This is a genomic window from Pseudomonas sp. AGC41 (genome assembly GCF_057334555.1).
On the sequence record NZ_JBHFJB010000039.1, the window covers coordinates 1 to 22,424 of the forward strand.

A 22,424-nucleotide genomic window follows, 5' to 3' on the forward strand; every position below is an offset into this window, starting at 1 on the left:
CGGGTTGAGTGAACGCCATCCCCGCATCCTGGTCGCCTCCAAACGAGACGACCGTTTATCGCCCCTCGAAAATTTGATAGCTTCAGTTCTCGCCTGATCTGCCGCTATATCGATTTGTTGCCGGCCCGGTACATAATTCCTCGCTTGGCAATTCGCGACAGTGACCTGGCTGAACACAACAAGAGACCTGGCGAATGGACAACGGACGATACGAAAGGCCGGCAGCGGCGGCGGGGGGCTCGGCGGCGTCCGACGCGTTGCCGCATATTCTGCTGGTCGACGATGTCCCTGAAGACATCCGCGCCACGCTCATCCTGTTGAAGACCCAGCCCTGGCGCATCTCGCTCGCCAGCGATGCCTATCAAGGCTATCAACGGGCACTCGCCCTGCGGCCGGACCTGATCGTGCTGGATGTGCACATGCCGCAAATGGACGGCTTCAGCCTGTGCCGGCTGTTGCGCGAGGCACCGGCCACACGGCAGACGCCGATCCTGTTCCTGTCATCGGCCAATACCTCATTGGAGCGCCTCGAAGGGCTGACGGTCGGCGCGGTCGATTACATCCCCAAATCCTGCGCCCCCGAAGAAGTGCTGGCGCGGATCAAGATCCACCTGCAACTGACCTGGCGCGCACCACCGGCCCTCCACGAAAGCCCGGCCGATCCGGAACCGCAAGGCGATGAAATCGTGCTGCGCGCGGCGATGCGCCTGATCGAAAACCAGCTGGACGACATGCCGTCCCTCGGCATCCTCGCGCAAAAAGTCGGCACCCATGAAAAACGCCTCTCGGCGATTTTTCGCGAACACCTGGGGATGACCGTGTTTGCCTACATCCGCGACGCCCGCTTGCGACGCGGCCAGGATCTGCTCGCCGAAAGCGCCATGAGCGTGCAAGACGTCGCCGAACTGGTGGGCTTCCGCAACGCCTGCAACTTCACCACGGCGTTCCGCCAGCGAATCGGCATGACGCCCAGTCAGTTTCGCCAGCAGACCCTGGGGATCAGCGAAATCGAGTCGGCCGGGCGCGCCTGATGCGGCTACTACAGTTTTTCCTGCTGACGATAACGTTGTTATCCACAGGCCTGCTGCGCGCGGCGCCTGTGGATATCTGCCGGGCTGACCACCTGGACCTGATGCCCTCGGCGCAGATTTTCGAAGACGCGCAGGCCAGCCTGAGCCTGGAACAAGTCGCCCAACTGCCTGAAAATGATTTCAACGCCGCAACCGCGCACTGGCCGACCCAAGGCTATAGCCGCTCCGCATTCTGGTTGAAATGGCAATTCACCAATTCGAGCGCTGAGGCGTGCTCGCGCATGCTGGTCGTCGGTGCGCCGCGCCTGGAAGACATTCGCGTCTACCAGCCGGGGCATGACGCCCATGCCGGCGGCGCCTATCCCTTGACCGAATGGCCGCAGCCAGCCGCGCGTCAACCAGCATTCCCGGTAACGCTGGCGGCAGGGCAGAGCGCCACGGTGTTCGTCCGGGTGACGAGCAACTTCCAGATGCTGCTGGAGCCGGAACTGTGGTCCGAACCGGCGCTGCTGCGCAGTCAGCAACAGACCTACCTGAGCGACGGGCTCGCCCTCGGCATCGTCCTGCTGGTCGTCCCGTTCGGCCTGATCGTCGGCTGGATCCTCCGTTCCCGACTGCTGACGGTGAACGCCGGCGCGGTCCTCAGTTACATCCTGCTGACCTGCATCCTCAACGGCTACCTGATCTACTGGCCCAGCGCGCTGGGTTGGACACGTGAGCTGCTGACCTGCGCCAGCGCGCTCTCATTCGTCCTGTTCCTGGCCTACTTCCGCGTGCTGCTGCAGGTATCCCAGCTGCCCAAGGTCATCGCTTGGAGCTATTGGGTGCCGCTGTTGGGTTGTGTTTTTGGCCGACTCTGGTGGTTGAATATCGATCCGGTCCAAGGCGCGCAAATCGTCCAGACCTCGCTGATGAGTTTCTACGGCGTGCTGATCGCCACGCTGTTCATGGCCTGGCGCGCACGCCTGAGCTACAGCTGGATGGCCTGGCTGGTGCCGGCGCTGATGCTTGGGCAACTGCTGATGCGGATCTTTTTCCCTCAGGAACAGTTGCCCTGGCAGTCGCCGCAAAGCAAGTACAGCTTGTCGTCGACCCTGCCGGGCGTGGTGCTGCTGGTGTGCACGTTGATCATGGAAGTCAGCCGCAGCCGCCACCGCGAAAAGCACGCCCTGGCCACCCTCGAACAACAACGCCAGGTCGAGCACGAACGCCTGGAAAGCACCGTGGCGCTGCGCACCGCGCAGCTGCGTGAATCCCTGGCGGCCCGCAGCGCGTTGATGGCGCGGATCAGCCATGACCTGCGCTCGCCGCTGGTGCGCATCATCGACTACGCGCGCCTGCTGCACGCCGGGCCCAACCGCGACTATCAAGCGACGATCGAACGCAACGCCCGCCAGCAGTTGGAGCTGATCGACGAGATGCTCGAATTCTCCCGGGGCGAGCTGGAACAGATGCAACTGACGCTCGCGCCGGGCTACCTGTACGGCTTCCTCAAAGAGATCGCCGACGAGGCGGGTTTCCTCGCCGCGCGCCAGGGCAATACTTTCGAGTCGAACTTGGCCGATGACCTGCCGCCGCTGGTGGAGGCCGACTTCAAACGCCTTCGCCAGGTGCTGATGAACCTGCTGGCGAACGCGGCAAAATTCACCCGCAACGGCCAGATTCGCTTCGAAGTGAGCGCGGGTCCAGGCGCCAGCGCAGACACCGTGGAACTGCACTTCAACGTGATCGACAGCGGCATCGGCATCGACCCGCAAGAATTCGAACAACTGCTGCAACCGTTCCGCCGCGGCCGCAATGCGCAGCGCTACGAAGGCAGCGGGCTTGGTCTGTCCATCGTCACGCAATTGCTCCAACGCATGGACAGCCGCCTCGAACCCCAGGCCACCGGGCAGGGCAGCCACTTCAGTTTTCGCCTGCGCTTGAATTGCGCCGAGGAGCACGACCTCGAAAACGGCATCGTCGACAACAATGCCGCGCCGTTCGACGGCCAGGGCAAGCACGTGCTGCTGGTGGATGACATCGAGCAGAACAGCGAATGGCTCTACGACCTGCTGGCCGGCTACGGGTTTGACGTGAGCATGGCGACCAACGGCGAAGCGGCCTTGGCCTGCCTGGCGGAACAACCGGTTGACCTGCTGATCAGCGACCAGATGATGCCCGGCATGGACGGTTGGGAACTGCTGCGACAAGTGCGCAAGCGCCGGCACCCTCTGCCCGTGATGCTTTATTCGGCGGTGCCGCCACGCAGGCCGCAGGATTATCCGGAGGACCTGGAGTTCAACGCGGTATTGCTCAAGCCCGCTGACAGCCGCGAACTGCTGGCGTGGGTCAAGGCACTGGCCTGCCCGGACACAGCGCGTCGTGCGTTGGCTCGGGAGTTCTAGGATGCCGGGTTTGAGTTACCGGTTGCTCCTGATCGGCAGTCTTTCGGCATTCCCCTGGGCGTCAGTGACCGCTGGCGAAGAGGCGCCCGGCGCGCTCACGCTCGACGAAACCACGGTGACCGCCCGACGCCGCGAAGAAGACCCGCAGGACGTGCCGATCCCGATCAACGTCCTCTACGGCGAACAACTCGACGAGGCCGGCCTGCACTCGCTTCGAGACATCCAACAGCGCGTGCCCGGCCTGATCGTCTCCGGCCATGACGCCCGCTACGCCGGTTTCGGCCTGCGCGGCTTCGGCGCGACCGCCTACAACGATGGCCTGGAAGGCAGCGTCGGCACCTATGTCGATGGCGTCTACCAAGCGCGCCAGGGCATGGCCTTTACCGAGCTGATGGACATCGAGCGCATCGAAGTTTTGCGCGGGCCGCAAGGCACCTTGTTCGGCAAGAACACCACCGCCGGCGCGCTGAACATCGTCACCCGCCAGCCCACGTTCCAGCCTGAAGCCAACCTCGAAGCCAGCTATGGCGAGCGCGGTTTGCGTGAGTTTCGCGGGACGATTTCCGGGCCGCTGCAGGACGACGTGCTGGCCGGGCGGCTCAACGTTTTCGACAGCGCCGCCGAGGGCAGCGTCGAAAACCGGCAAGACGGCAGCCGTCTCGGCGATGCCGACAGCCAGGGCCTGCGCGGCCAACTGTTATGGACGCCGAACAGCGATTTCAGCGCCCGCCTGATCGCCGACTACGCCGAGCAAAACGAAGCCGGCAACGTCCTGTTGGCCAATCACTACAGCCAGCAAACCCGCAAGCGCGCCCAGTTTGTCGGCTACCCGCTGGCGGAGCCCGACCCTTATAAACGCGAGACTCGCATCGACGCGCCAGGCCGTCCGCGAACCCTGCAGAACGGCGTGTCACTGGAGTTGAACTGGGACCTCGACGAGGCGCTGCGCTTCACCAGCATCACCGCCTACCGTGATTGGGACTACCGCGCCACCCGTGACGGCGACAGCACCGCGCTGGCGGTGGCGCAGTCCGAAACCGAGCTCGGCCATCGGCAGTTCAGCCAGGAATGGCGCCTCTCCGGCACGGCCGGTTCGTCCGTTGACTACGTCGCCGGCCTCTACTATCTGCGCCAACAGCTCGACCGCGAGATCGACGCCGAATTCGGCAAGGACGCCGCGCCCTGGTTCGTCGGCGATCAACTCGACCAACTGAAAAAACTCTTCGGCATCAATTTCACCGATCCGAGGCAGGTGCCGTCGATGCTGTTGAATGGCGCCCAACAACATTTCGACGGCGAGCAGAAGGGCGACAGCCGAGCGATTTTCGGCCAGCTTTCCTGGCGCCCGATCGAAGCGCTGGAACTCACCGGCGGCCTGCGCTACAGCCACGAGCGCAAGGACGGCTGGATCTCCCGCGACGTCAGCAACCTCGCCCCGCTGACCGGCTTGCCGCCGGTGTTCCAGGCCGGTGGACAATTGTTGCGCGACATCGCCCTCGGCCGTGGTTATTACCGCGAGGACTCGATCGAAGAACACAACGTCTCCAGCCTCGCCAGCGCCAGCTACCGTTTCAACGAAGCGGTGATGGGCTACGTCAGCTGGTCGCGGGGCTACAAGGCCGGCGGCATCAACTTCGACGTGGTCGGCCCGTTCACCGCGCCGACCTTCGAGCCGGAGCGCGCCACGTCCCTGGAACTGGGGGTGAAAACGCGCTTCTGGGATGAGCGCGCGTTGCTCGACCTCGCCGTCTACCAGACCGACGTCGACAACTACCAGGCGCTCACCTACAGCCCGCCGACCTCGCTGTTCGCGCCGCCGCTGCGGGACAACCTGATCAACGTCGGCAAAGTCCGCCTGCGCGGCATCGAGCTGGATTCCGCCTGGCAGCTCACCTCGCAACTCACCGGGCGCCTCGGCCTGGCCTGGAGCGATGCGCGTTACCGCAGCTTCCCCATCGCGCCGTGCCCGCCAGCCTCGGGCCAATGGACCTGCGACCTCAGCGGCGACCGGCTCTACAACGCGCCGGAATGGAACCTCAGCAGCGGCCTCGACCACAGCCATCCGCTGCCCTATGGATTGGAAGCTTTCAGCGGCATCGACTACAGCTTTCGCACCGGCTACTACGGCACCCTCGAAGGCGGCGAAGGCAGCTATCAACCGAGCTACGGCCTGACCAACCTGCGCCTCGGCCTGCGCAGCCAGGACCGCGCCTGGGAAGTGGAAGGCTGGGTGCGCAATGTCTTCGACCGCCACTACATCACCGCCGTGTATTCACTGCTCGGCGCCGGCGACTACGGCGTCATGACCGGCAGCGAACGCACCCTCGGCACCACCGTCAGACTTCGCTATTGACCGAAATGAACCGCGTCGGACAAAACGCCAGACGATTGCCGCCGGCCTTCTTCGACAGGTACATCGCCTGATCCGCCTTGCTGATCAGCGCATCGACCTCCAGCCCATGTTCAGGGTAAAACGCCACGCCGATACTCGCGGCAATCTCCACCGTCTGCGCACCAATCAGGATCGGCGCATTCGCCGCCGCCAGCATCCGCTTGAGCAACGGCTCGCTGTCCTCCACCTCCTGCAAGCCCACCAGCCCGGCGACAAACTCATCACCGCCGAGGCGCGCCAACGTGTCGCCCTCACGCAGCGTCGCGTTGATCCGCGCCGCGACAATCTGCAACACCCGATCGCCCCAATCATGGCCATAACTGTCGTTGAGCGCCTTGAACCCATCCAGGTCGATAAACGCGATCGCCACCTTCTGCTGATGCAAGCGCGCCTTGCCCAACGCCTGGCGCATCCGCTCGGCCAGCAACAAGCGATTGGGTAACTGTGTAAGCGCGTCATACCGCGCATCCCGCTCCAGCAACTGCAAGCGCTGCTTCATCTGCGTCATGTCGCTGCACAGCGCCACGTAGTGCTGAACGTTACCGTGACGGTCATGCACCGCACTGATGCTGATCCGCGACGTCATCTCCCGGCCATCCTTGTGGCTGCTTTGAATCTCGCCGGACCAATGCCCGTGGAAATCCAGCGCATTTTTCATCGGCGCATAAAACGCCGCGAGCCGCCGCACCATGCGATGAGAATTCAACTCCCGCCCCAGCACTTCGTCCTGCGCGTAACCGGTAAGCCGCGTAAACGCCTCGTTCACGCCGATGATCCGACCGAACGCATCGACCATGATCACCCCGTCACGGGCATGGCTGAACACCGTCGCGGCCAGCTCCGGGCAAACGTCGCTGAGGTAACGGTCCAGCGCACCTTCGTCACGGGGCGCGGGCCAGGTCCTGGAATCAAAGCCCTGCTGTGCCAGATAGGCGGCCAGGGAAGAAAGGGATTTATGCAGGCGGGTCAGCGCATTCGTAGCGAGCCTGGAATTGAGGCAATAGCTGCGAATGAAGGTGCGTAGGTTCATGGGAGGTACACGGTGCTCGGGTTGCAGCGGTTGGGGGTGAGTGGAGGCGGGCATTATCGGGGTGGGGGAGTGGAGGGGCGTTTGCTGGAGGGGATGGGGGCTTTGCGGGAGGGGATGGAGTGGAAAGATATTTTGTGGTTGTAACTGGATTCCTATTGAGGCCCAGCCACAACACTCCCCTTGTGGGAGCGAGCTTGCTCGCGATAGCGGTGGGTAAGTCGACGACAATTCAAGCGGGTTCGGCCTTCCAGGACGCAACCCGCCCTGTGGGACCTATGCACAACGTCAAAGGGCGGCGTGACCACCCGCCGCCAGCACAACCCGGCCAAACCTGGCGTGCTTATCCAGCGGTGTAATCGCCAACAAGCGATCGAGGCGAATCTCCTGGCGACCGGCAGCGGTTTCGACTTCGAGAAACTCCTCCCGTGTGCTGGCGGTTCGTGTGGTGATCGCGCGGGCAGTCAGGCGCTGGCGGTCGATCAGCTCAATGTCCAGCATGTAGCCGCACAGGCAAGCGATCTCCAGATAGTCATGCAGGTCGCAGTGCAGCGGTTGGTAGGTATCCATTTCACGCCTCGCAGCCTTGCAGCTTGAGAATAAAAAAGCCCTGCCGGGTGATGGCCTCGACTATCTCTGGGTTGCTCGGCTCGACGTGGCAGAAACGGCAGTCGTTCAAGGTAATGTCCTGATCTTCGATGCCCTGTTCGGCCAGGAAGCGTCGCGCGCAGGATTGGGCGAAATCCAGGTCGTTGCGGTCGATCAGCACGTCAAAATGCAGGTAGCGCCCGTCTTGGGTGCGGACATGTGTGTCATAGACTTTGATGGTCATGAGTTTCTCTCCGTCGCGAGGGTATCAAGGCAGCTTGCCGAAGCGACCGAGCAGGTCGACGTTGATCCGCTCGGGTCGCAAGGGCAGAAAAGTCAGCGCAACTGGTTCAGCATCGCGTTCAATCGGCTGTTGCCCGCGTCGTCGAGCGGGAAGACCGGCAAGCGCGGGTCGCCGACTTCCAGGCCGAGGGTGCGCAAACCGGCCTTGATGGTGGCGGGCAAGCCTCCTTTGAGAATGAAGTCCAGCAGTGGTAATTGCCGGTAGAACAGCGCCCGGGCTTTGTTCAGGTCGTTGGCCAGCACGGCTTCGTACAGGTCGAGGTTGAGCTGCGGGATGAGGTTCGGCGCAGCGGTACACCAGCCTTTAGCGCCCGCCGCGAAGGCTTCCAGCGCCAGTGGGTTGCAGCCGTTGTAGAACGGCACCTGGCCTTCGCCCAGCAGATGCAGCTGGTGCATGCGCTGGATATCGCCGGTGCTTTCCTTGACCATGGTGACGTTATCCACCGCGTTGAAAATCCGCAGGATCAGCTCCACGGACATGTCGATGCCGCTGGTGGCCGGGTTGTTGTAAAGCATGATGGGCACGTCGATGCTGGCGCCGATGGTCTGATAATGCGTGAGGATCTGCGCCTCACTCAATTTCCAGTAAGAGGCTGGCAAAACCATCACCACATCGGCGCCGTGATCCTGGGCGAAACGCGCGCGGCGCACCGCTTTGGCGGTGGTCAGGTCAGACACGCTGACCACGGTCGGCACGCGGCCGGCGACGTGGGCGATGCTGAACTCGCTGACCTGGTCCCACTCCGCATCGCTGAGGTAGGCGCCTTCGCCGGTGCTGCCCAAGGGCGCGATGGCATGCACGCCGCTTTCGATCAAGCGGTCGATGGACCTGCCCAAGGCGTCCAGGTCCAAGCCCTGGCCGTCGGCGGAGAAAGGGGTGATGGTGTAACCGATGATGCCGTGGATGTTCGGGGTAGACATGGCTTCGCTCCTAGTGGAATCAGTTCAGGCAATCGGCGTGTTGGCGCAGGTTTTGCCGGGCGTAGTAGTTGAAGGCGGCGGCGTGACGCTTGGGGCGGGCGATCCAGTCGTGGGCTTCGCGACCCAGGTGCGGCAGGATCGGTTTCACCTCGCCGGCGGCCATGGCGAGCAGTTGCAGTTTCGCGGCGCGCTCGATCAGTTGGGCGATGTTGCAGGCTTCTTCCACGGTCTCACCGGTCGACAACTGGCCATGGTGCGAAAGCAGGATGGCGCGTTTGTCGCCAAGAGCGCCGGCGATCAAGTCGCCTTCCTCGTTGCCCACCGGCACGCCCGGCCAGCCTTCCAGGAACGCACAGTCTTCGTACAGCGGGCAGAGGTCCATGTGGGATATCTGCAGCGGCACTTCCAGCATCGACAGAGCGGCGATGTGGGTCGGGTGGGTATGAATGATGCAATTCACATCCGGCCGGGCGCGGTAGACCCAGCTGTGGAAGCGGTTCGCAGGGTTGGGTATGCCATGGCCTTCCAGCACCTCCAGATCCTCGTTGATCAACAGCAGGTTGCCGGCGGTAATTTCGTCGAATCCCAAACCCAATTGTTGGGTGTAGTAAGTGCCGGGTTGCGGCCCGCGCGCGGTGATCTGCCCGGCGAGGCCTGAGTCGTGGCCGTTCTCGAACAGGATGCGGCAGGTCAGTGCCAGCTTTTGTCGTACAGTCCACGTATTATCCGGCAGTGATTTTTGCATCTGATTAACAGCATGCTGGACCAATTGGTCCTTTGGTGTCGCCAGGGTCTTGCTCATATCCGTTCTCCTGATCGCGTCACTGAAGCTTGGGGATGGCTGTGTTAATGACACTAAATAGACTATATGACACAACGTGTCATTGGCAATCGCCGATTGTCCGCTTCCATGGAAATGATGGTTATCTATGTCCATTCGCTTGAAACTGCTCAGAAAAAAACTCGGCATGACGCTGGACGTCCTGGCCGAAAAAACCGGGATGACCAAGAGCTACCTGTCCAAGGTGGAACGGGGTCTGAGCACGCCCTCCATCGCCACGGCGCTCAAGCTGTCCAAGGCGTTGAACGTGAAAGTCGAGGAATTGTTTTCCGAGGAAAACGTCCCGCTCGACAGCTACAGCCTGGTGCGGTGTGAAGATCGCCGATCGCTTGCGGCGAACCCTGGCAGCTCTGAATACGCAGTGTTGGCCCATCAGGTTTCCGAGCGAACCTTGCTGCCCTTCATCCTCTATCCCCAGGCCGAATTCGCAGCGCATCATGCGTTCAAGGAACACACGGGTGAAGAGTTCCTGTTTGTTCACGAAGGCCAGGTGGAAGTGGACTTCATGAACGAGCGCGTGCTGCTGAACCGCGGTGACGCCTTGCATTTCAATGCCCAGAAACCCCATCGCCTGCGTTCGGTTGGCGACGTCCAGGCCCAGTTGCTGGTTGTTGTGCACAGCTCCGAAGCGGCGGAGTAGGGCCACGGCCAACGTGAGCCCGCCCGATACCGGGCGGGACTCGGTCAGGCTTATTTCAGGGCGACCTTGGGAAAGTCGAGCGGTATGTCCAACGCGACGTTGATGTAGTTGGTGAACAGGTTCAGCGCGACATGGGCGATGATCTCGACAATCTGTTCATCGCCAAAACCGTTGTCCCGCAGGCGCTGCACATCGGCGTCGGTCACTTGTGCACGTTGCTCGACCACTTTCAGGGCGAACGCCAAGGCCGCTGCCGTCTTGGGATCGCTGGATTCTCCGCGCTGGGCGGCGGCCATGTCGGTCGCAGACACACCGGCTTTTTGGCCCAGGGCCGTGTGCGCGGCTAGGCAGTATTCACAGCGGTTGCGGTTGGCCACGGCTACCGCAATCTGCTCGCCAAGCCGGGCACCCAACGTGCCTTGGCCCAGGGCGCCAAAGGCCGCCCACATGCTTTGCAGCGCTGCCGGAGAATTGGCTACGCCCATGAACATGTTGGGCGTTGCGCCAAAGGCCTGTTGAATCTGGGCCAGCATTGGTTGGCTGGCGGCGGGCGTTTGTTGTGGCTGAATGTTGATACGAGTCATGTGTTTCTCCAGTGATGGGACGGGGGGCAATACAGGGAGGCGAGGCGGTGTCAGTGCTTGACCTTGCCGGGGAGGGACAGGTCGCCCGAGGCCACCTTGAACACGTCGGCGACACACAGCAGCGGGTTGTGCACGCTCGCGTTCACGCGCAGGGCGGCCGTGACGCCATCGAACGCGCCGGCCTCGACCGGGCCGATGTCGTCAAACGGCACGCGCACCTCGACGGTTTTCTGGTTGATCGTCGGGGTCCACCCCGGGCTGTCGATCAGGATCGGCAACCCCGGCCAGGTCTTGGGCACGCGAGGCTTGGCCCCTGCGGGAATGTCGACGACTTTCAGCGCATCTTTCCCACAGGCCGGGTCGGGCTGCAGCACCACCCAATGCGAGTGCCAAAGATCACCATCGTTATCCAGACGCCCGTCGCGGTTCTCGTCGAACAGCGGGGTATCGTCGAAGTCGGGGTGTGACGTGACGGCGAAGGCCAGGATTCCGGACTTCGGCTCGAAACCGATCACCGAAGGGTCCAGGCTGGTGGGCCAGACATACGAGAACACGCTGCTGCCGGCCAGCTTGCCGCTTGCGGCAGGGCGTACGGTGCCGGCCTTGCCGGAAACGGCCATGTGGAAAATCGCCACATTGCCTTCGGTGGTGATGTTCGTGTGGACGATATCGAAAGGCGCCTTCACAGCCTTCGCCGGTTTGCTGGTTATGCCGTCTTGATGTGCGGCGTCGTGCGCGCTGACGCTGGCGCTCAAGCCAAGCAGCAACGAAGCGCAAAAGAGGGGAGATCGAGAGAGTTTCATGTTGAGCCCTTCTGCCAAGTGAGGTGGTGCTGGCAGTATAAGGAGCGGGCCTGTACTATTTGGCTCTTAACGTACGCCTAACGTAGCTATTCGTTCAGAATGCAAACACTTCCAACCCTGGACCGGCTCTCCGGCATCCTCGACCACTTCCGCGTGCAAGCGCAGTTGCACCACACCGGCGCCCTGTGTGGTGTAAATCGCTTTGATGCCGGCGAGGGGTTCGGCTACCTGCACGTGCTTCGGCGCGGTCAGCTGAAAGTCAGCCACCCCGGTGGCCAAGGCTTGCCCTCGATGAGCTTCGAAGAACCGTCGCTGCTGTTTTATCCCTGCCCGATCACCCACCAATTCCATAGCCCCCCGGCGGAAGGCTCCGACTTCACCTGTGCGCGGCTGATGTTCGAGGGCGGCGCACGCAACCCCCTGGCGCGGGCACTGCCGCCCTTGATCGCGTTGCCGCTGGCCCAGGTACCGGGCCTGCACGCCGCGCTGGAGCTGCTGTTCGCCGAGACCGACCACGTGCGCTGCGGCCAGCGAATGCTCGCCGACCGATTGTTCGAAGTCGTGGTGCTGCAACTGCTGCGCTGGCTGCTTGATCACCAACAGGAAGCCGGCATCCGCCCGGGCCTCATCGCCGGGCTGTCAAACCCGCGCCTGGCACGGGTGCTCGTCGCCATTCATGAAGAGCCGGGCGCCGCCTGGACGCTGGAGCGCATGGCCGAACAGGCCTGCCTGTCGCGCACCGCATTTGCCAACACGTTCCGCGACATCGTCGGCCAAACCCCCGCCGACTACCTGACCACCTGGCGCATCGCCCTGGCCCAGAGCCGTTTGCGCCAAGGCGAATCCATCAAGAGCCTGACCGAAGAGCTTGGCTACACCACGCCATCGGCACTTTCACGGGCGTTCACGGCCAAGGTCGGAGTGTCCCCTCGGGATTGGTTGGCGCAGATAGCCACAGGCCAGAAAGCTGGTTCTGGCTTATGAGGCAGGTCGCGTCAGTAAAGGCCTACAGACACTGGCAACCCGCGTTCGCAAGGCCACGTCGCCTTGCGCCTTTGCCTACAACTACGCCAGAATCCGCCGACTTGTGCGCCTTGGGTGGTGTCGGTAGTTTGAGTCCTGTCACTGCTCATCAGTGATCGGGTTTAGCAGCCCGAAGAGTTGAGTCGCACAAGCTTCGTCAGTCAGGAATCCCCATCCCTGCACTCGATGGTGGCTGTGCGCAGGGCGCCTTCGGGCGCGCCGATATCTCAACTCGTCGGTCTGCTAACCTGCGTACAGCTGCCTCCCAATTCGTTTAGCAGCGAGCGGGTCGTAGCTCAACCAAGAGAGTTGAGATCATGAAAAAAATAACACCGAACCCTCCTGCGGCAGAAGAATCCGTATGCCGCGCCCAATCCGCCCGCAACAAAAAACTCGAAGACGCCACCAACCGCGCTTTGAATTTCTACCTGAAACCCAAGCCCGAGGGTGAAGCGCCCGATAACTCCAGCACGCTGTTTCGTATTGATCCTGATGTGGACACGGAGTGTTTGCTTGCGAATCTGAGCGAGAGCTTGGCTTCGGCGAATGCGATGATCAGTGATTTGGCGTTTGATCTGGAGGGATCGAGGCGGCATGTTGCGTTGGGGATTTTGCAGGTGATCGAGTTGAGTGAGCTGTTGGCGAATCGGGCTTTGGATATCGTTGAGGGAAGATAGAACAGCAGCGCTACGTGCCGCTTGGATTGGAAAAAGGTCTTGCTCAGCAAGGCCTTTTTTGTGCTCTCTTTTTCTTTGCTCGGCAACGCCTCGGATTCTTGGTCTATAACGCTCTGGCATTCGTTTATGTAATGGGTGGCAAGGATTCCATACATTTGATCCAAGCATTAAATCTGCTGCATTGCGAGCGAATCACCGGTAACCCAATCTCAATAGCGGCGAGCGAGCCATGCAATGGTTTGTCATAGCCTTCGTATAGGTTCTGAAGTCGTTTGCTCGGAGCTGTCAACGGACTATTGTTTATGGCTTCCGGAGTATCGAAATCGTTTCGGATACGCAGAAGCTTTGCTTCGAGAGCCGGTTGATTAATTCCTTGAGCAAGTCGCGTGGGGCAGCTAAACAGTAACCCCTCGAATTCGTACATCTGGACATAGGGAATGAATCGGCGCATCACCTCGTCACCGAGCTTTTGTCGCAGCTTGTCTGTCATGGCCTCCAGCAAACAATCGGCCTTGGCATCCATGGTTTCTTTGCTGCTCGCTTCATTCTTGCCGGGAAACGCCTCGGGCAAGCCATAGAAATCGAAGAAAGTAGTGCAATAGGCCTGGCGGTCACCGAGCAGCCGTTTTTCAACATCTGTAAGCAGGCGCTCAAAGCGGAAGTTACCGCCCTTGTGTCCTGGTTTTCCTATCAAAGCTGGCACAAGATAAATGTTCAAATGGTGAAAGGCTGGGGCAAGCACTTCATTAATGAACATTTCCTCAGTCTGACCCTCGCAGATGACATGTATTCGAATCATCTACGCGGCCTCCCGCCAAGGATGTTTTTCTCCCAGAGTTCACCCACTGAATAATCTTCTAACCAGATATTAAACTCGCCCTCGTCGAGTCGTTTGAATACCGTCGCCCCTTTTTCGCGTTCGACTATGATCAGATCGCTGATGGGGAACTCATTCACCAAGGGAACAGACTGGGTTGAGACAATTACCTGCATCCTCGTCGAGGCCGACCGTAGCAAAGATCCCAATAATGTAATGGCGTACGGGTGTAGGCCTAGTTCAGGTTCATCAATGATTATGGTCGACGGAGGATCGGGTTGCAGTAGTGCAGTGACTAGGCACATAAAGCGGATTGAGCCGTCCGATAGCTGACTAGGCCAGAAGACGTAGTCGCTGTCATTCTGACGCCACTGTAGATTAATCAGCTCTTCTTCCGTATCCAATCGTCGAGGTTTGAGCACGAAATCATCAAAAAATGGTATAGCCAACTGAACAGTCTTGCGAATCTGCTCATAGACATCCGGCGTTTCTACGGCTAGACGATACAGATAAGCTGCGAGATTCGAGGCGTCGGACCGCAGATAGTCGTTGAGGTGCGCGGGGCCAAAGCGCTTGACGCTGGCCATGTCACTGGTGTCATGGAAATGGAATACTTTCCAACTGGAGATCGATTCGTAACAGTAAACTACCGCGTCATTTTTATAGGGCGCTATAAATCTTTTGGAATCGAATGCTTCCTTGAGTTTTGCTTCTTTATGTCCTGAACCAAGCGGAATCCACTGTTCTCCATACAGAGGTCCATCGAAAAAAAGCCATTCATTCGAAAATAAAAAGTCGCCTTCTACCGTTGGCTCCAGCTCGAACCGATAGCCATTCAAGCCAAACTTCACGAAGGACTCGACTTTCTGAGTTTCTTTCACTCCGAAACTGACAATACGATCAGCGGAGCCTTGCTGAGTTGTCCATTTTTTCAATCGCAACTCCATCATCTCGCCGAGCATACGAAAGAAGGAGACAAAGCTGCTTTTACCGGCACCGTTTGCACCCAATAGTACGTTCAGGCTGCCGAGGTGCAGACCATCCAGATCTTTGATGGATTTGAAACCTTTGATCGTCAACCGGCTGATGGGTTTTTTCTTGCTCATTGTCGCCTGATTCCTTAAGCAGGGTCGCCTGTCGCATCTCAGACACTGTGATCGTACCAGCCAGAGTTTGCCACTGATCTCAAAGACTGGCTCGCCTCATCCTAACCTAATTTTTTCCAGCTAATACCTGCTCTGGGTAGGGCTTCATTTACTGGATATTTTTCAGATAGACATTGAGCGCGTTCAGCGGGGTACGGAGCTGATCTACGGTTTGCGAAGCCCAGAAGGCGTCGGCCAACCGCCCCAACTCCCGCCCCAACACAGTACCCACCCCACCAACCGCCCCCAACGCCAAATCCAAACACCGCCCAATCTCACCCTGAATCCCAGCCAAATCCCCTCGCCGCACCAACAACCCAAAAACCTCCCGATCACAACACCCCATCAACGGATCATCCCGCAAAATCGGACTGTGACCCTCCGTCTCATAAGCCAGCTTGAGGGAGTAAAGAGCGACCGTTTCCAGCAGCAATTCCATGAGGTGAAATCCTTGGTGACTGGGTGAGGAGGGTGGGGTGGTGGTTTATGCCTTGGCGGGGGCAATTCGAAGTATCGGTGTGGGCAGTGACTTTTTTTTGTGAGCGCTTTGCGCTCAAGCGGGAGCAAGCTCCCTCGCCACGGGTTTTTTCCTCCCACCGGTTCTTCCTTGCCACAGATCCTTTCACATTAGAGGTTGGGTATTTGGGGCAGCTTTGCAGCCCAGCGGGGACAAATCCCCTTGCCACAAAAGGCGGCACCCTGAGGTGGGATTAGCGCTGATCACAGCAAAGCCACTTTCCTGCAGGCGAAAAAAAAGACCTTGAATTTCAAGGTCTTTTTTTAAGATGGTGCCCCGAGGGAGACTCGAACTCCCACTCCTTTCGAAAACGGATTTTGAATCCGCCGCGTCTACCAATTCCGCCATCAGGGCTCAATGGCGGCGAAGTATAGAGAGGTGCCTACCGTTGGTCAATCACGTTTCATGGTGAATTTTTGATAATTCCGCTAGACTTTCCGGCCCTGCTAGACGAACCCCATCATGCGTGTTGCTGACTTTACCTTCGAACTCCCGGATTCGCTGATCGCTCGCCACCCTCTGGCCGAGCGTCGCGCCAGTCGACTGTTGACCCTGGACGGGGTCAGCGGTGCCATGGCTCACCGTCAATTCACTGATTTGCTTGAGCATTTGCGCCCGGGCGATTTGATGGTGTTCAACAATACCCGAGTCATTCCGGCGCGGTTGTTTGGCCAGAAGGCCTCCGGCGGCAAGCTGGAGATTCTGGTGGAGCGCGTGCTGGACGGGCATCGGGTGCTGGCCCATGTGCGGTCGAGCAAGTCGCCCAAGCCGGGCTCGTCGATCTTGATCGACGGCGGCGGTGAGGCGCGGATGGTGGCGCGGCATGATGCGTTGTTCGAGCTGGAGTTTGCCGAAGAGGTGTTGCCCCTGCTCGACCGTGTCGGGCACATGCCGCTGCCTCCTTATATAGACCGCCCGGACGAAGGTTCGGACCGCGAGCGTTATCAGACCGTGTACGCCGAGCGCCTGGGGGCGGTGGCGGCGCCGACGGCGGGGCTGCATTTTGATCAGCCGTTGCTGGAGGCGATTGCCGCCAAGGGCGTGGAGACGGCGTTCGTGACGCTGCACGTCGGCGCCGGCACGTTCCAGCCGGTGCGCGTGGAGCGCATCGAAGATCACCACATGCACAACGAATGGCTGGAAGTCAGCCAGGAAGTCGTCGATGCCGTCGCGGCCTGTCGCGCCCGCGGTGGCCGGGTGGTGGCGGTAGGGACCACCAGCGTGCGTTCCCTGGAAAGCGCCGCGCGCGATGGCGTGCTCAAGCCGTTCAGTGGCGACACCGACATCTTTATCTACCCGGGCCGGCCGTTTCATGTGGTCGATGCCCTGGTCACCAACTTTCATTTGCCCGAATCCACGCTGTTGATGCTGGTTTCGGCGTTCGCCGGTTATCCCGAGACCATGGCCGCCTACCAGGCCGCCGTCGAGCATGGGTACCGCTTTTTCAGCTACGGTGATGCGATGTTCATCACCCGTAACCCCGCGCCACGCGGGCCCGAGGAAACCGTATGAGTCGCACCTGTCGCATGTCCTTCGAGTTGCTTGCTACCGATGGCAAGGCTCGTCGCGGTCGTCTGACCTTCCCCCGCGGTACGGTGGAAACCCCCGCGTTCATGCCGGTGGGCACCTACGGCACGGTCAAGGGCATGCTGCCGCGTGACATCGTTGCCACGGGCGCGGAGATTATTCTCGGCAACACTTTCCACCTGTGGCTGCGTCCGGGTATGGAAGTGATCAAGGCCCACGGTGACCTGCACGATTTCATGCAGTGGAAAGGCCCGATTCTGACCGACTCCGGCGGCTTCCAGGTGTTCAGCCTCGGCGCCATGCGCAAGATCAAGGAGGAGGGCGTGACCTTCGCCTCGCCGGTCGATGGTTCCAAGGTGTTCATGGGCCCGGAAGAGTCGATGCAGGTGCAGCGCGACCTGGGCTCGGACATCGTGATGATCTTCGACGAATGCACGCCGTACCCGGCCGATGAAGACGTAGCGCGGGTGTCGATGGAGCTGTCGTTGCGCTGGGCCCAGCGCTCGAAGAATGCCCATGGCGAAAACACCGCGGCGCTGTTCGGCATCGTGCAGGGCGGCATGCACCAGGATTTGCGCAAGCGCTCGCTGGAAGGCCTCGACAAGATCGGCTTCGACGGCCTGGCGATTGGCGGCCTGTCGGTGGGCGAACCGAAGCACGAGATGATCAAGGTGCTCGACTACCTGCCGGGCCAGATGCCCGCTGACAAACCTCGTTACCTTATGGGCGTTGGCAAACCGGAAGATCTGGTTGAGGGTGTGCGCCGCGGGGTGGACATGTTCGATTGCGTGATGCCAACCCGTAATGCCCGCAATGGGCATCTGTTCATCGACACTGGTGTGCTGAAGATCCGTAACGCGTTCCATCGCCATGATGATTCGCCGCTCGATCCGACGTGCGATTGCTATACCTGCCAGAACTTCTCCCGCGCTTATCTGCATCATTTGGACAAGTGCGGCGAAATGCTCGGCAGCATGCTCAATACCATCCACAATTTGCGCCATTATCAGGTGCTTATGGCTGGTTTGCGCGAGGCTATCCAACAGGGTACATTGGCCGCCTTTGTCGAGGCCTTCTATGCCAAGCGCGGGTTGCCTGTTCCGCCTTTGGACTGAGTTTTCCGATCCCTAGATTCAATATTTGCAACTGGAGTGCTAAATGAGCTTTTTTATCTCTAATGCCATGGCTGACGCGGCTGCACCTGCTGCTGCCAGCCCTATGGGTGGCGGTTTCGAGTGGATTTTCCTGGTCGGCTTCCTGGTCATCTTCTACCTGATGATCTGGCGTCCACAGGCCAAGCGCGCCAAAGAGCAGAAGAACCTGCTCGGCAGCTTGCAGAAAGGTGATGAAGTGGTCACCACCGGCGGCATCGCCGGCAAGATCACCAAAGTGGCGGATGACTTCGTGGTTCTGGAAGTGTCCGACACTGTTGAAATGAAGTTTCAGAAGGGCGCCATCGCGGCCACGCTGCCAAAAGGCACGCTGAAAGCGATCTAAGTAACAACTTCTCTTCAATCGACGGGGCGCGCAAGGCGCCCCGCGTCATAAGCGGGCGGCGTGATGCTGAACAAATACCCTCTGTGGAAATACCTACTGATCCTGGCGGTGCTGGCGGTCGGTGTGATTTATTCCGCTCCCAATCTCTACCCGGATGACCCGGCCATTCAGGTCAGCGGCGCCAGCACGGCGTTGCAGGTCACCCAGGCCGATCTGGACCGCGCGAGCGCTGCGCTCAAGGCGTCCAATATCGGGGTCAAGGCTGCGTCCATCGCCGAAAACGGCAAGGGCGGCCTGTTGCGCCTGGTCAAGTCTGAAGACCAGTTGCCGGCCAAGGATGTGGTTCGCAAGGCGTTGGGCGACGATTACGTTGTGGCCCTGAACCTGGCCCAGACCACCCCGCAGTGGCTGCGCAATCTTGGCGCGCACCCAATGAAGCTGGGCCTGGACTTGTCCGGCGGTGTGCACTTCCTGCTGGAAGTGGACATGGAAAAAGCCCTCGACGCGCGCCTGAAAGTCTACGAAGGCGACGTCAAGAGCCTGCTGCGTAAAGAGCGCGTGCGCTATCGCAGCCTGCCGCAGTTCGAAGGTGCCATTCAGCTGGGCTTCAGCGATGAAGATGCCCGCGAACAGGCTCGTGCCCTGATCCGCAAGAATTTCAACGATTTCGACATTGTGCCGGCCGACCTCAATGGTCAGGCGGTGCTGCGTCTGGCGATGACCCCGGCCAAGCTGGCGGAAATCCGCGAATACTCCATCAAGCAGAACTTGACCACGGTCCGTAACCGCGTCAACGAGCTGGGTGTGGCCGAGCCGATCGTCCAGCGCCAGGGCGCCAACCGCATCGTGGTTGAGCTGCCGGGTGTGCAGGATACTGCCGAAGCCAAGCGTATCCTCGGCAAGACCGCCAACCTGGAATTCCGCCTGGCCGCTGAGCCGGGTGCTTCCAAGGCGACTTCCGAGAGCTTCGAATTCCGCGAAGGCGGTCGTCCCGCGGCCCAGATCGAGCGCGGCCTGATCATCACCGGTGACCAGGTGACCGACGCCCAGGCGGGCTTCGACGAGCAGGGTCGTCCACAGGTGAACATCCGTCTCGACGGCCACGGCGGCGAACTGATGAGCCGCGCCACGCGCAGCAACGTCGGGCGCAGCATGGCGGTGATCTTCATCGAGCAGAAGCCGACCACCACCTACACCAAACAGGTGGTCAACGGCGTCGAGAAAGACGTGCCGGTCCAGACCTTCAAGGAAGAGAAGAAGATCATCAGCCTGGCGACCATCCAGTCGCCACTGGGCAGCCAGTTCCGCATCACCGGCCTGAACGGCCAGGGCGAATCCTCGGAGCTGGCCCTGCTGCTGCGTGCCGGTGGCCTGGCCGCGCCGATGTACTTCGCTGAAGAGCGCACCATCGGCCCGAGCCTGGGTGCCGACAACATCACCAAGGGCGTCGATGCGTCCCTGTGGGGCATGCTGTTCGTGTCGCTGTTCATCATCGCCATCTACCGCTTCTTCGGCATCATCGCCACGGTTGCGCTGGCGGTGAACATGGTCCTGCTGCTGGCCCTGATGTCCTTGCTGGGCGCCACGCTGACCCTGCCGGGTATCGCCGGTATCGTCTTGACGATGGGTATGGCGGTGGACGCCAACGTGCTGATCTTTTCGCGGATACGTGAAGAGATCGCCGCGGGCATGTCGATCCAGCGGGCAATCAACGAAGGCTTCGGCCGGGCATTCACCGCGATTCTCGACTCCAACCTGACCACCTTGCTGGTCGGCGGGATTCTCTTTGCCATGGGCACCGGCCCGGTCAAGGGCTTCGCAGTGACCATGTCCCTCGGGATCTTTACCTCGATGTTCACAGCCATCATGGTGACCCGCGCAATGGTCAACCTGATCTTTGGCGGTCGTGACTTCAAGAAGTTGTGGATTTAAGGGGCTGCCATGTTACGTACAATCAACTTCATGGGCGTTCGCAACATTGCGTTCGGCGTCACATTGTTCCTCACGGCCCTGGCGTTGTTCAGCTGGGCCACCAAGGGCCTGAACTACGGCCTGGACTTCACCGGCGGTACGCTCATCGAGCTAACCTACGAGCGTCCGGCCGACGTCACCAAGGTGCGTGAGCAACTGGCGGCCTCGGGCTACAACGACGCCATCGTGCAGAGCTTCGGCGCCACCACCGATTTGCTGGTGCGCATGCCGGGTGAAGACCCGCAACTGGGCCACCAGGTAGCCGAAGCCTTGCAGAAGGCCGGTGGCGATAACCCGGCCCAGGTCAAGCGCGTCGAGTTCGTCGGCCCGCAGGTGGGTGAGGAGCTGCGCGACCAGGGCGGCCTCGGCATGCTGTTGGCGCTGGGCGGCGTGATGCTCTACCTGGCTTTCCGCTTCCAGTGGAAGTTCGCGGTCGGCGCGATTGTCTCGCTGATCCACGACGTGATCGTGACCGTGGGCATCCTGTCGTTCTTCCAGATCACCTTCGACCTGACGGTGCTGGCGGCGGTGCTGGCGATCATCGGTTACTCGCTCAACGACACCATCGTGGTGTTCGACCGGGTGCGCGAAAACTTCCGTGTGCTGCGCAAGGCCTCGTTGATCGAGAACATCAACATCTCGACCACCCAGACGTTGCTGCGGACCATGGCGACGTCGATCTCCACCTTGCTGGCGATTGTCGCGCTGCTGGTGTTTGGCGGCGACAACCTGTTCGGCTTCTCCATCGCGCTGTTCATCGGTGTGATGGCGGGTACCTACTCGTCGATCTACATCGCCAACGTGGTGCTGATCTGGCTGGACCTCAGCTCCGAGGATCTGATTCCTCCGGCGGCCACCGAGACCGAGGTGGACGACCGCCCGTAAGGCTCGGTTTTCCGTCCGTCACCGCTTAAAAGGCGCGAGTTGAACTCGCGCCTTTTTTTGTGCTCCAAGGCTGGGAGAAGCGCGGATTAATCCGCTTGTAATGGCCTGGAGGTTCAAGTGAACAAATCGATGCTGGTTGGTGCGGTATTGGGTGCTGTCGGTGTAACAGCCGGTGGTGCGGTCGCCACCTACAGCTTGGTAAAAAGTGGCCCTGAGTATGCGCAAGTACTGGCCGTGGAACCGGTCAAGACCCAGATCAAGACCCCGCGTGAAGTGTGCAAGGACGTGACAGTGACCCGGCAGAAGCCGGTTCAGGATCAACACCAGATCGCCGGCACCGTGCTCGGCGCCGTGGCCGGTGGCCTGTTGGGCAACCAGATCGGCGGCGGCAACGGCAAGAAGATCGCCACCGTGGCAGGTGCGGCCGGCGGTGGTTATGCCGGTAACAAGATTCAGGAAGGCATGCAGGAGCGCGACACCTACACCACCACCCAGACTCGCTGCAACACCGTCAATGACATCAGCGACAAGGTTGTAGGCTACGACGTCCGCTACATGCTCGACGGCAAGGAAGGCAAAGTCCGTATGGATCGCGACCCGGGCAACCAGATCCCGGTCAGTAAGGAAGGCCAGCTGATCCTGGGTCAGAACGAACCGGCCCAGTAATCCAGCCGCTATGAAAAAGCACCCTCCGGGGTGCTTTTTTTTGCCCGCACTGCCGATCCCCCAATCCCCTGTGGAAGCGAGCCTGCTCGCGAAAGCGGTGGTTCAGTCTGCTCCATATTCAAGGTGTAACCCATCGTGGCGAGGGAGCTTGCTCCCGCTGGGCTGCCCAGCAGGCCCAAGAT

The 22,424-nt window shown here is 60.6% G+C and carries 22 protein-coding genes and 1 tRNA gene; 12 read left to right on the forward strand and 11 right to left on the reverse strand.

Annotated features, from left to right (window positions below; translation table 11 throughout):
• Positions 1-194: 194 nt before the first annotated feature.
• Genes ACE04F_RS06960 through ACE04F_RS06970 form a run of 3 tightly spaced genes read left to right on the forward strand, consistent with a single transcriptional unit; the run spans position 195 to position 5,771 of the window.
• The gene (locus ACE04F_RS06960; protein WP_486105563.1) at positions 195-1,031 is read left to right on the forward strand and encodes a response regulator transcription factor; all 837 of its coding nucleotides are present in this window, start codon (positions 195-197) and stop codon (positions 1,029-1,031) included.
• Positions 1,031-3,418: a hybrid sensor histidine kinase/response regulator gene (locus ACE04F_RS06965; protein ID WP_486105564.1), complete on the forward strand. Its 2,388-nt coding sequence runs from the start codon at positions 1,031-1,033 to the stop codon at positions 3,416-3,418. Before ACE04F_RS06960 ends, ACE04F_RS06965 begins: the two co-directional genes overlap by 1 nt.
• A 1-nt stretch (position 3,419) precedes the next feature.
• Positions 3,420-5,771, forward strand: coding sequence for a TonB-dependent receptor (locus ACE04F_RS06970; RefSeq protein WP_486105565.1), 2,352 nt, complete (start codon positions 3,420-3,422; stop codon positions 5,769-5,771).
• Here the strand turns inward: ACE04F_RS06970 and ACE04F_RS06975 are convergent.
• From ACE04F_RS06975 to ACE04F_RS06995, 5 genes are all read right to left on the reverse strand, one after another.
• Entirely contained in the window at positions 5,755-6,840 is a 1,086-nt protein-coding gene (locus ACE04F_RS06975) for a diguanylate cyclase domain-containing protein (RefSeq protein ID WP_486105566.1), read from the reverse strand. The two genes, ACE04F_RS06970 and ACE04F_RS06975, sit on opposite strands and share 17 nt — an antisense overlap.
• 285 nt (positions 6,841-7,125) lie before the next feature.
• Positions 7,126-7,407, reverse strand: a complete 282-nt coding sequence (locus ACE04F_RS06980; protein ID WP_486105567.1) for a Rho-binding antiterminator — start codon at positions 7,405-7,407, stop codon at positions 7,126-7,128.
• Between the two features lies 1 nt (position 7,408).
• Complete coding sequence (locus tag ACE04F_RS06985) at positions 7,409-7,669, reverse strand: DUF2024 family protein (RefSeq protein WP_486105568.1); 261 nt, start codon at positions 7,667-7,669, stop codon at positions 7,409-7,411.
• Between the two features lie 92 nt (positions 7,670-7,761).
• Positions 7,762-8,649: a dihydrodipicolinate synthase family protein gene (locus ACE04F_RS06990; protein ID WP_486105569.1), complete on the reverse strand. Its 888-nt coding sequence runs from the start codon at positions 8,647-8,649 to the stop codon at positions 7,762-7,764.
• Positions 8,650-8,668: 19 nt separating this feature from the next.
• Entirely contained in the window at positions 8,669-9,451 is a 783-nt protein-coding gene (locus ACE04F_RS06995) for an aldolase (RefSeq protein ID WP_434655851.1), read from the reverse strand.
• 127 nt (positions 9,452-9,578) lie between these two features.
• Between ACE04F_RS06995 and ACE04F_RS07000 the strand changes: the two genes are divergently transcribed.
• The gene (locus tag ACE04F_RS07000) at positions 9,579-10,130 is read left to right on the forward strand and encodes a helix-turn-helix domain-containing protein (RefSeq protein WP_486105570.1); all 552 of its coding nucleotides are present in this window, start codon (positions 9,579-9,581) and stop codon (positions 10,128-10,130) included.
• Between the two features lie 50 nt (positions 10,131-10,180).
• On the opposite strand, the gene ACE04F_RS07005 is transcribed toward ACE04F_RS07000, so the two are convergent.
• The gene (locus ACE04F_RS07005) at positions 10,181-10,714 is read right to left on the reverse strand and encodes a carboxymuconolactone decarboxylase family protein (protein WP_486105571.1); all 534 of its coding nucleotides are present in this window, start codon (positions 10,712-10,714) and stop codon (positions 10,181-10,183) included.
• A gap of 50 nt (positions 10,715-10,764) precedes the next feature.
• Positions 10,765-11,517: a hypothetical protein gene (locus tag ACE04F_RS07010; protein ID WP_486105572.1), complete on the reverse strand. Its 753-nt coding sequence runs from the start codon at positions 11,515-11,517 to the stop codon at positions 10,765-10,767.
• Positions 11,518-11,616: 99 nt separating this feature from the next.
• On the opposite strand from ACE04F_RS07010, the gene ACE04F_RS07015 reads away from it, so the two are divergent.
• Together ACE04F_RS07015 and ACE04F_RS07020 are read left to right on the forward strand one after the other, a co-directional pair.
• On the forward strand, positions 11,617-12,501 hold the full coding sequence (locus ACE04F_RS07015) for an AraC family transcriptional regulator (protein WP_486105573.1): 885 nt from the start codon (positions 11,617-11,619) through the stop codon (positions 12,499-12,501).
• A 356-nt stretch (positions 12,502-12,857) separates the two neighbouring features.
• Positions 12,858-13,217 (forward strand): DUF6124 family protein, encoded by a 360-nt coding sequence (locus tag ACE04F_RS07020; protein ID WP_486105574.1) that lies wholly within the window; start codon positions 12,858-12,860, stop codon positions 13,215-13,217.
• 124 nt (positions 13,218-13,341) lie between these two features.
• Here ACE04F_RS07020 and ACE04F_RS07025 read toward each other — a convergent pair whose 3' ends face one another.
• The 4 genes from ACE04F_RS07025 to ACE04F_RS07040 all read right to left on the reverse strand — a co-directional run bounded on the left by ACE04F_RS07025 (position 13,342) and on the right by ACE04F_RS07040 (position 16,050).
• Positions 13,342-14,016: a DUF4276 family protein gene (locus ACE04F_RS07025; RefSeq protein WP_486105575.1), complete on the reverse strand. Its 675-nt coding sequence runs from the start codon at positions 14,014-14,016 to the stop codon at positions 13,342-13,344.
• The gene (locus tag ACE04F_RS07030) at positions 14,013-15,140 is read right to left on the reverse strand and encodes an AAA family ATPase (RefSeq protein WP_486105576.1); all 1,128 of its coding nucleotides are present in this window, start codon (positions 15,138-15,140) and stop codon (positions 14,013-14,015) included. The genes ACE04F_RS07025 and ACE04F_RS07030 overlap by 4 nt, the downstream gene beginning before the upstream one ends.
• 148 nt (positions 15,141-15,288) lie before the next feature.
• Positions 15,289-15,618 (reverse strand): hypothetical protein, encoded by a 330-nt coding sequence (locus tag ACE04F_RS07035; protein ID WP_486105577.1) that lies wholly within the window; start codon positions 15,616-15,618, stop codon positions 15,289-15,291.
• A gap of 347 nt (positions 15,619-15,965) precedes the next feature.
• Positions 15,966-16,050 (reverse strand) — tRNA-Leu (locus tag ACE04F_RS07040).
• Positions 16,051-16,158: 108 nt separating this feature from the next.
• On the opposite strand from ACE04F_RS07040, the gene queA reads away from it, so the two are divergent.
• The 6 genes from queA (at position 16,159) to ACE04F_RS07070 (ending at position 22,242) form a co-directional block, all read left to right on the forward strand.
• Positions 16,159-17,208 (forward strand): tRNA preQ1(34) S-adenosylmethionine ribosyltransferase-isomerase QueA, encoded by a 1,050-nt coding sequence (gene queA / locus ACE04F_RS07045; protein ID WP_305498973.1) that lies wholly within the window; start codon positions 16,159-16,161, stop codon positions 17,206-17,208.
• A 14-nt stretch (positions 17,209-17,222) separates the two neighbouring features.
• Positions 17,223-18,338: a tRNA guanosine(34) transglycosylase Tgt gene (gene tgt / locus ACE04F_RS07050; RefSeq protein ID WP_486105720.1), complete on the forward strand. Its 1,116-nt coding sequence runs from the start codon at positions 17,223-17,225 to the stop codon at positions 18,336-18,338.
• A gap of 43 nt (positions 18,339-18,381) precedes the next feature.
• Positions 18,382-18,720, forward strand: coding sequence for a preprotein translocase subunit YajC (yajC, locus tag ACE04F_RS07055; RefSeq protein ID WP_305498975.1), 339 nt, complete (start codon positions 18,382-18,384; stop codon positions 18,718-18,720).
• Between the two features lie 63 nt (positions 18,721-18,783).
• Positions 18,784-20,652, forward strand: a complete 1,869-nt coding sequence (gene secD, locus ACE04F_RS07060; protein ID WP_486105578.1) for a protein translocase subunit SecD — start codon at positions 18,784-18,786, stop codon at positions 20,650-20,652.
• Between the two features lie 9 nt (positions 20,653-20,661).
• Entirely contained in the window at positions 20,662-21,576 is a 915-nt protein-coding gene (gene secF, locus ACE04F_RS07065; protein WP_486105579.1) for a protein translocase subunit SecF, read from the forward strand.
• Between the two features lie 117 nt (positions 21,577-21,693).
• On the forward strand, positions 21,694-22,242 hold the full coding sequence (locus tag ACE04F_RS07070) for a glycine zipper 2TM domain-containing protein (protein WP_018607449.1): 549 nt from the start codon (positions 21,694-21,696) through the stop codon (positions 22,240-22,242).
• Positions 22,243-22,424 lie beyond the last annotated feature (182 nt).

What these genes read in the sequence shown, in the direction of transcription:
- ACE04F_RS06960 (WP_486105563.1), top strand. Translation starts at nt 195, where the DNA reads ATGGACAACGGACGATACGAAAGGCCGGCAGCGGCGGCGGGGGGCTCG.
- ACE04F_RS06965 (WP_486105564.1), top strand. Translation starts at nt 1,031, where the DNA reads ATGCGGCTACTACAGTTTTTCCTGCTGACGATAACGTTGTTATCCACA.
- ACE04F_RS06970 (WP_486105565.1), top strand. Translation starts at nt 3,420, where the DNA reads ATGCCGGGTTTGAGTTACCGGTTGCTCCTGATCGGCAGTCTTTCGGCA.
- ACE04F_RS06975 (WP_486105566.1), bottom strand. Translation starts at nt 6,840, where the DNA reads ATGAACCTACGCACCTTCATTCGCAGCTATTGCCTCAATTCCAGGCTC.
- ACE04F_RS06980 (WP_486105567.1), bottom strand. Translation starts at nt 7,407, where the DNA reads ATGGATACCTACCAACCGCTGCACTGCGACCTGCATGACTATCTGGAG.
- ACE04F_RS06985 (WP_486105568.1), bottom strand. Translation starts at nt 7,669, where the DNA reads ATGACCATCAAAGTCTATGACACACATGTCCGCACCCAAGACGGGCGC.
- ACE04F_RS06990 (WP_486105569.1), bottom strand. Translation starts at nt 8,649, where the DNA reads ATGTCTACCCCGAACATCCACGGCATCATCGGTTACACCATCACCCCT.
- ACE04F_RS06995 (WP_434655851.1), bottom strand. Translation starts at nt 9,451, where the DNA reads ATGAGCAAGACCCTGGCGACACCAAAGGACCAATTGGTCCAGCATGCT.
- ACE04F_RS07000 (WP_486105570.1), top strand. Translation starts at nt 9,579, where the DNA reads ATGTCCATTCGCTTGAAACTGCTCAGAAAAAAACTCGGCATGACGCTG.
- ACE04F_RS07005 (WP_486105571.1), bottom strand. Translation starts at nt 10,714, where the DNA reads ATGACTCGTATCAACATTCAGCCACAACAAACGCCCGCCGCCAGCCAA.
- ACE04F_RS07010 (WP_486105572.1), bottom strand. Translation starts at nt 11,517, where the DNA reads ATGAAACTCTCTCGATCTCCCCTCTTTTGCGCTTCGTTGCTGCTTGGC.
- ACE04F_RS07015 (WP_486105573.1), top strand. Translation starts at nt 11,617, where the DNA reads ATGCAAACACTTCCAACCCTGGACCGGCTCTCCGGCATCCTCGACCAC.
- ACE04F_RS07020 (WP_486105574.1), top strand. Translation starts at nt 12,858, where the DNA reads ATGAAAAAAATAACACCGAACCCTCCTGCGGCAGAAGAATCCGTATGC.
- ACE04F_RS07025 (WP_486105575.1), bottom strand. Translation starts at nt 14,016, where the DNA reads ATGATTCGAATACATGTCATCTGCGAGGGTCAGACTGAGGAAATGTTC.
- ACE04F_RS07030 (WP_486105576.1), bottom strand. Translation starts at nt 15,140, where the DNA reads ATGAGCAAGAAAAAACCCATCAGCCGGTTGACGATCAAAGGTTTCAAA.
- ACE04F_RS07035 (WP_486105577.1), bottom strand. Translation starts at nt 15,618, where the DNA reads ATGGAATTGCTGCTGGAAACGGTCGCTCTTTACTCCCTCAAGCTGGCT.
- queA (WP_305498973.1), top strand. Translation starts at nt 16,159, where the DNA reads ATGCGTGTTGCTGACTTTACCTTCGAACTCCCGGATTCGCTGATCGCT.
- tgt (WP_486105720.1), top strand. Translation starts at nt 17,223, where the DNA reads ATGTCCTTCGAGTTGCTTGCTACCGATGGCAAGGCTCGTCGCGGTCGT.
- yajC (WP_305498975.1), top strand. Translation starts at nt 18,382, where the DNA reads ATGAGCTTTTTTATCTCTAATGCCATGGCTGACGCGGCTGCACCTGCT.
- secD (WP_486105578.1), top strand. Translation starts at nt 18,784, where the DNA reads ATGCTGAACAAATACCCTCTGTGGAAATACCTACTGATCCTGGCGGTG.
- secF (WP_486105579.1), top strand. Translation starts at nt 20,662, where the DNA reads ATGTTACGTACAATCAACTTCATGGGCGTTCGCAACATTGCGTTCGGC.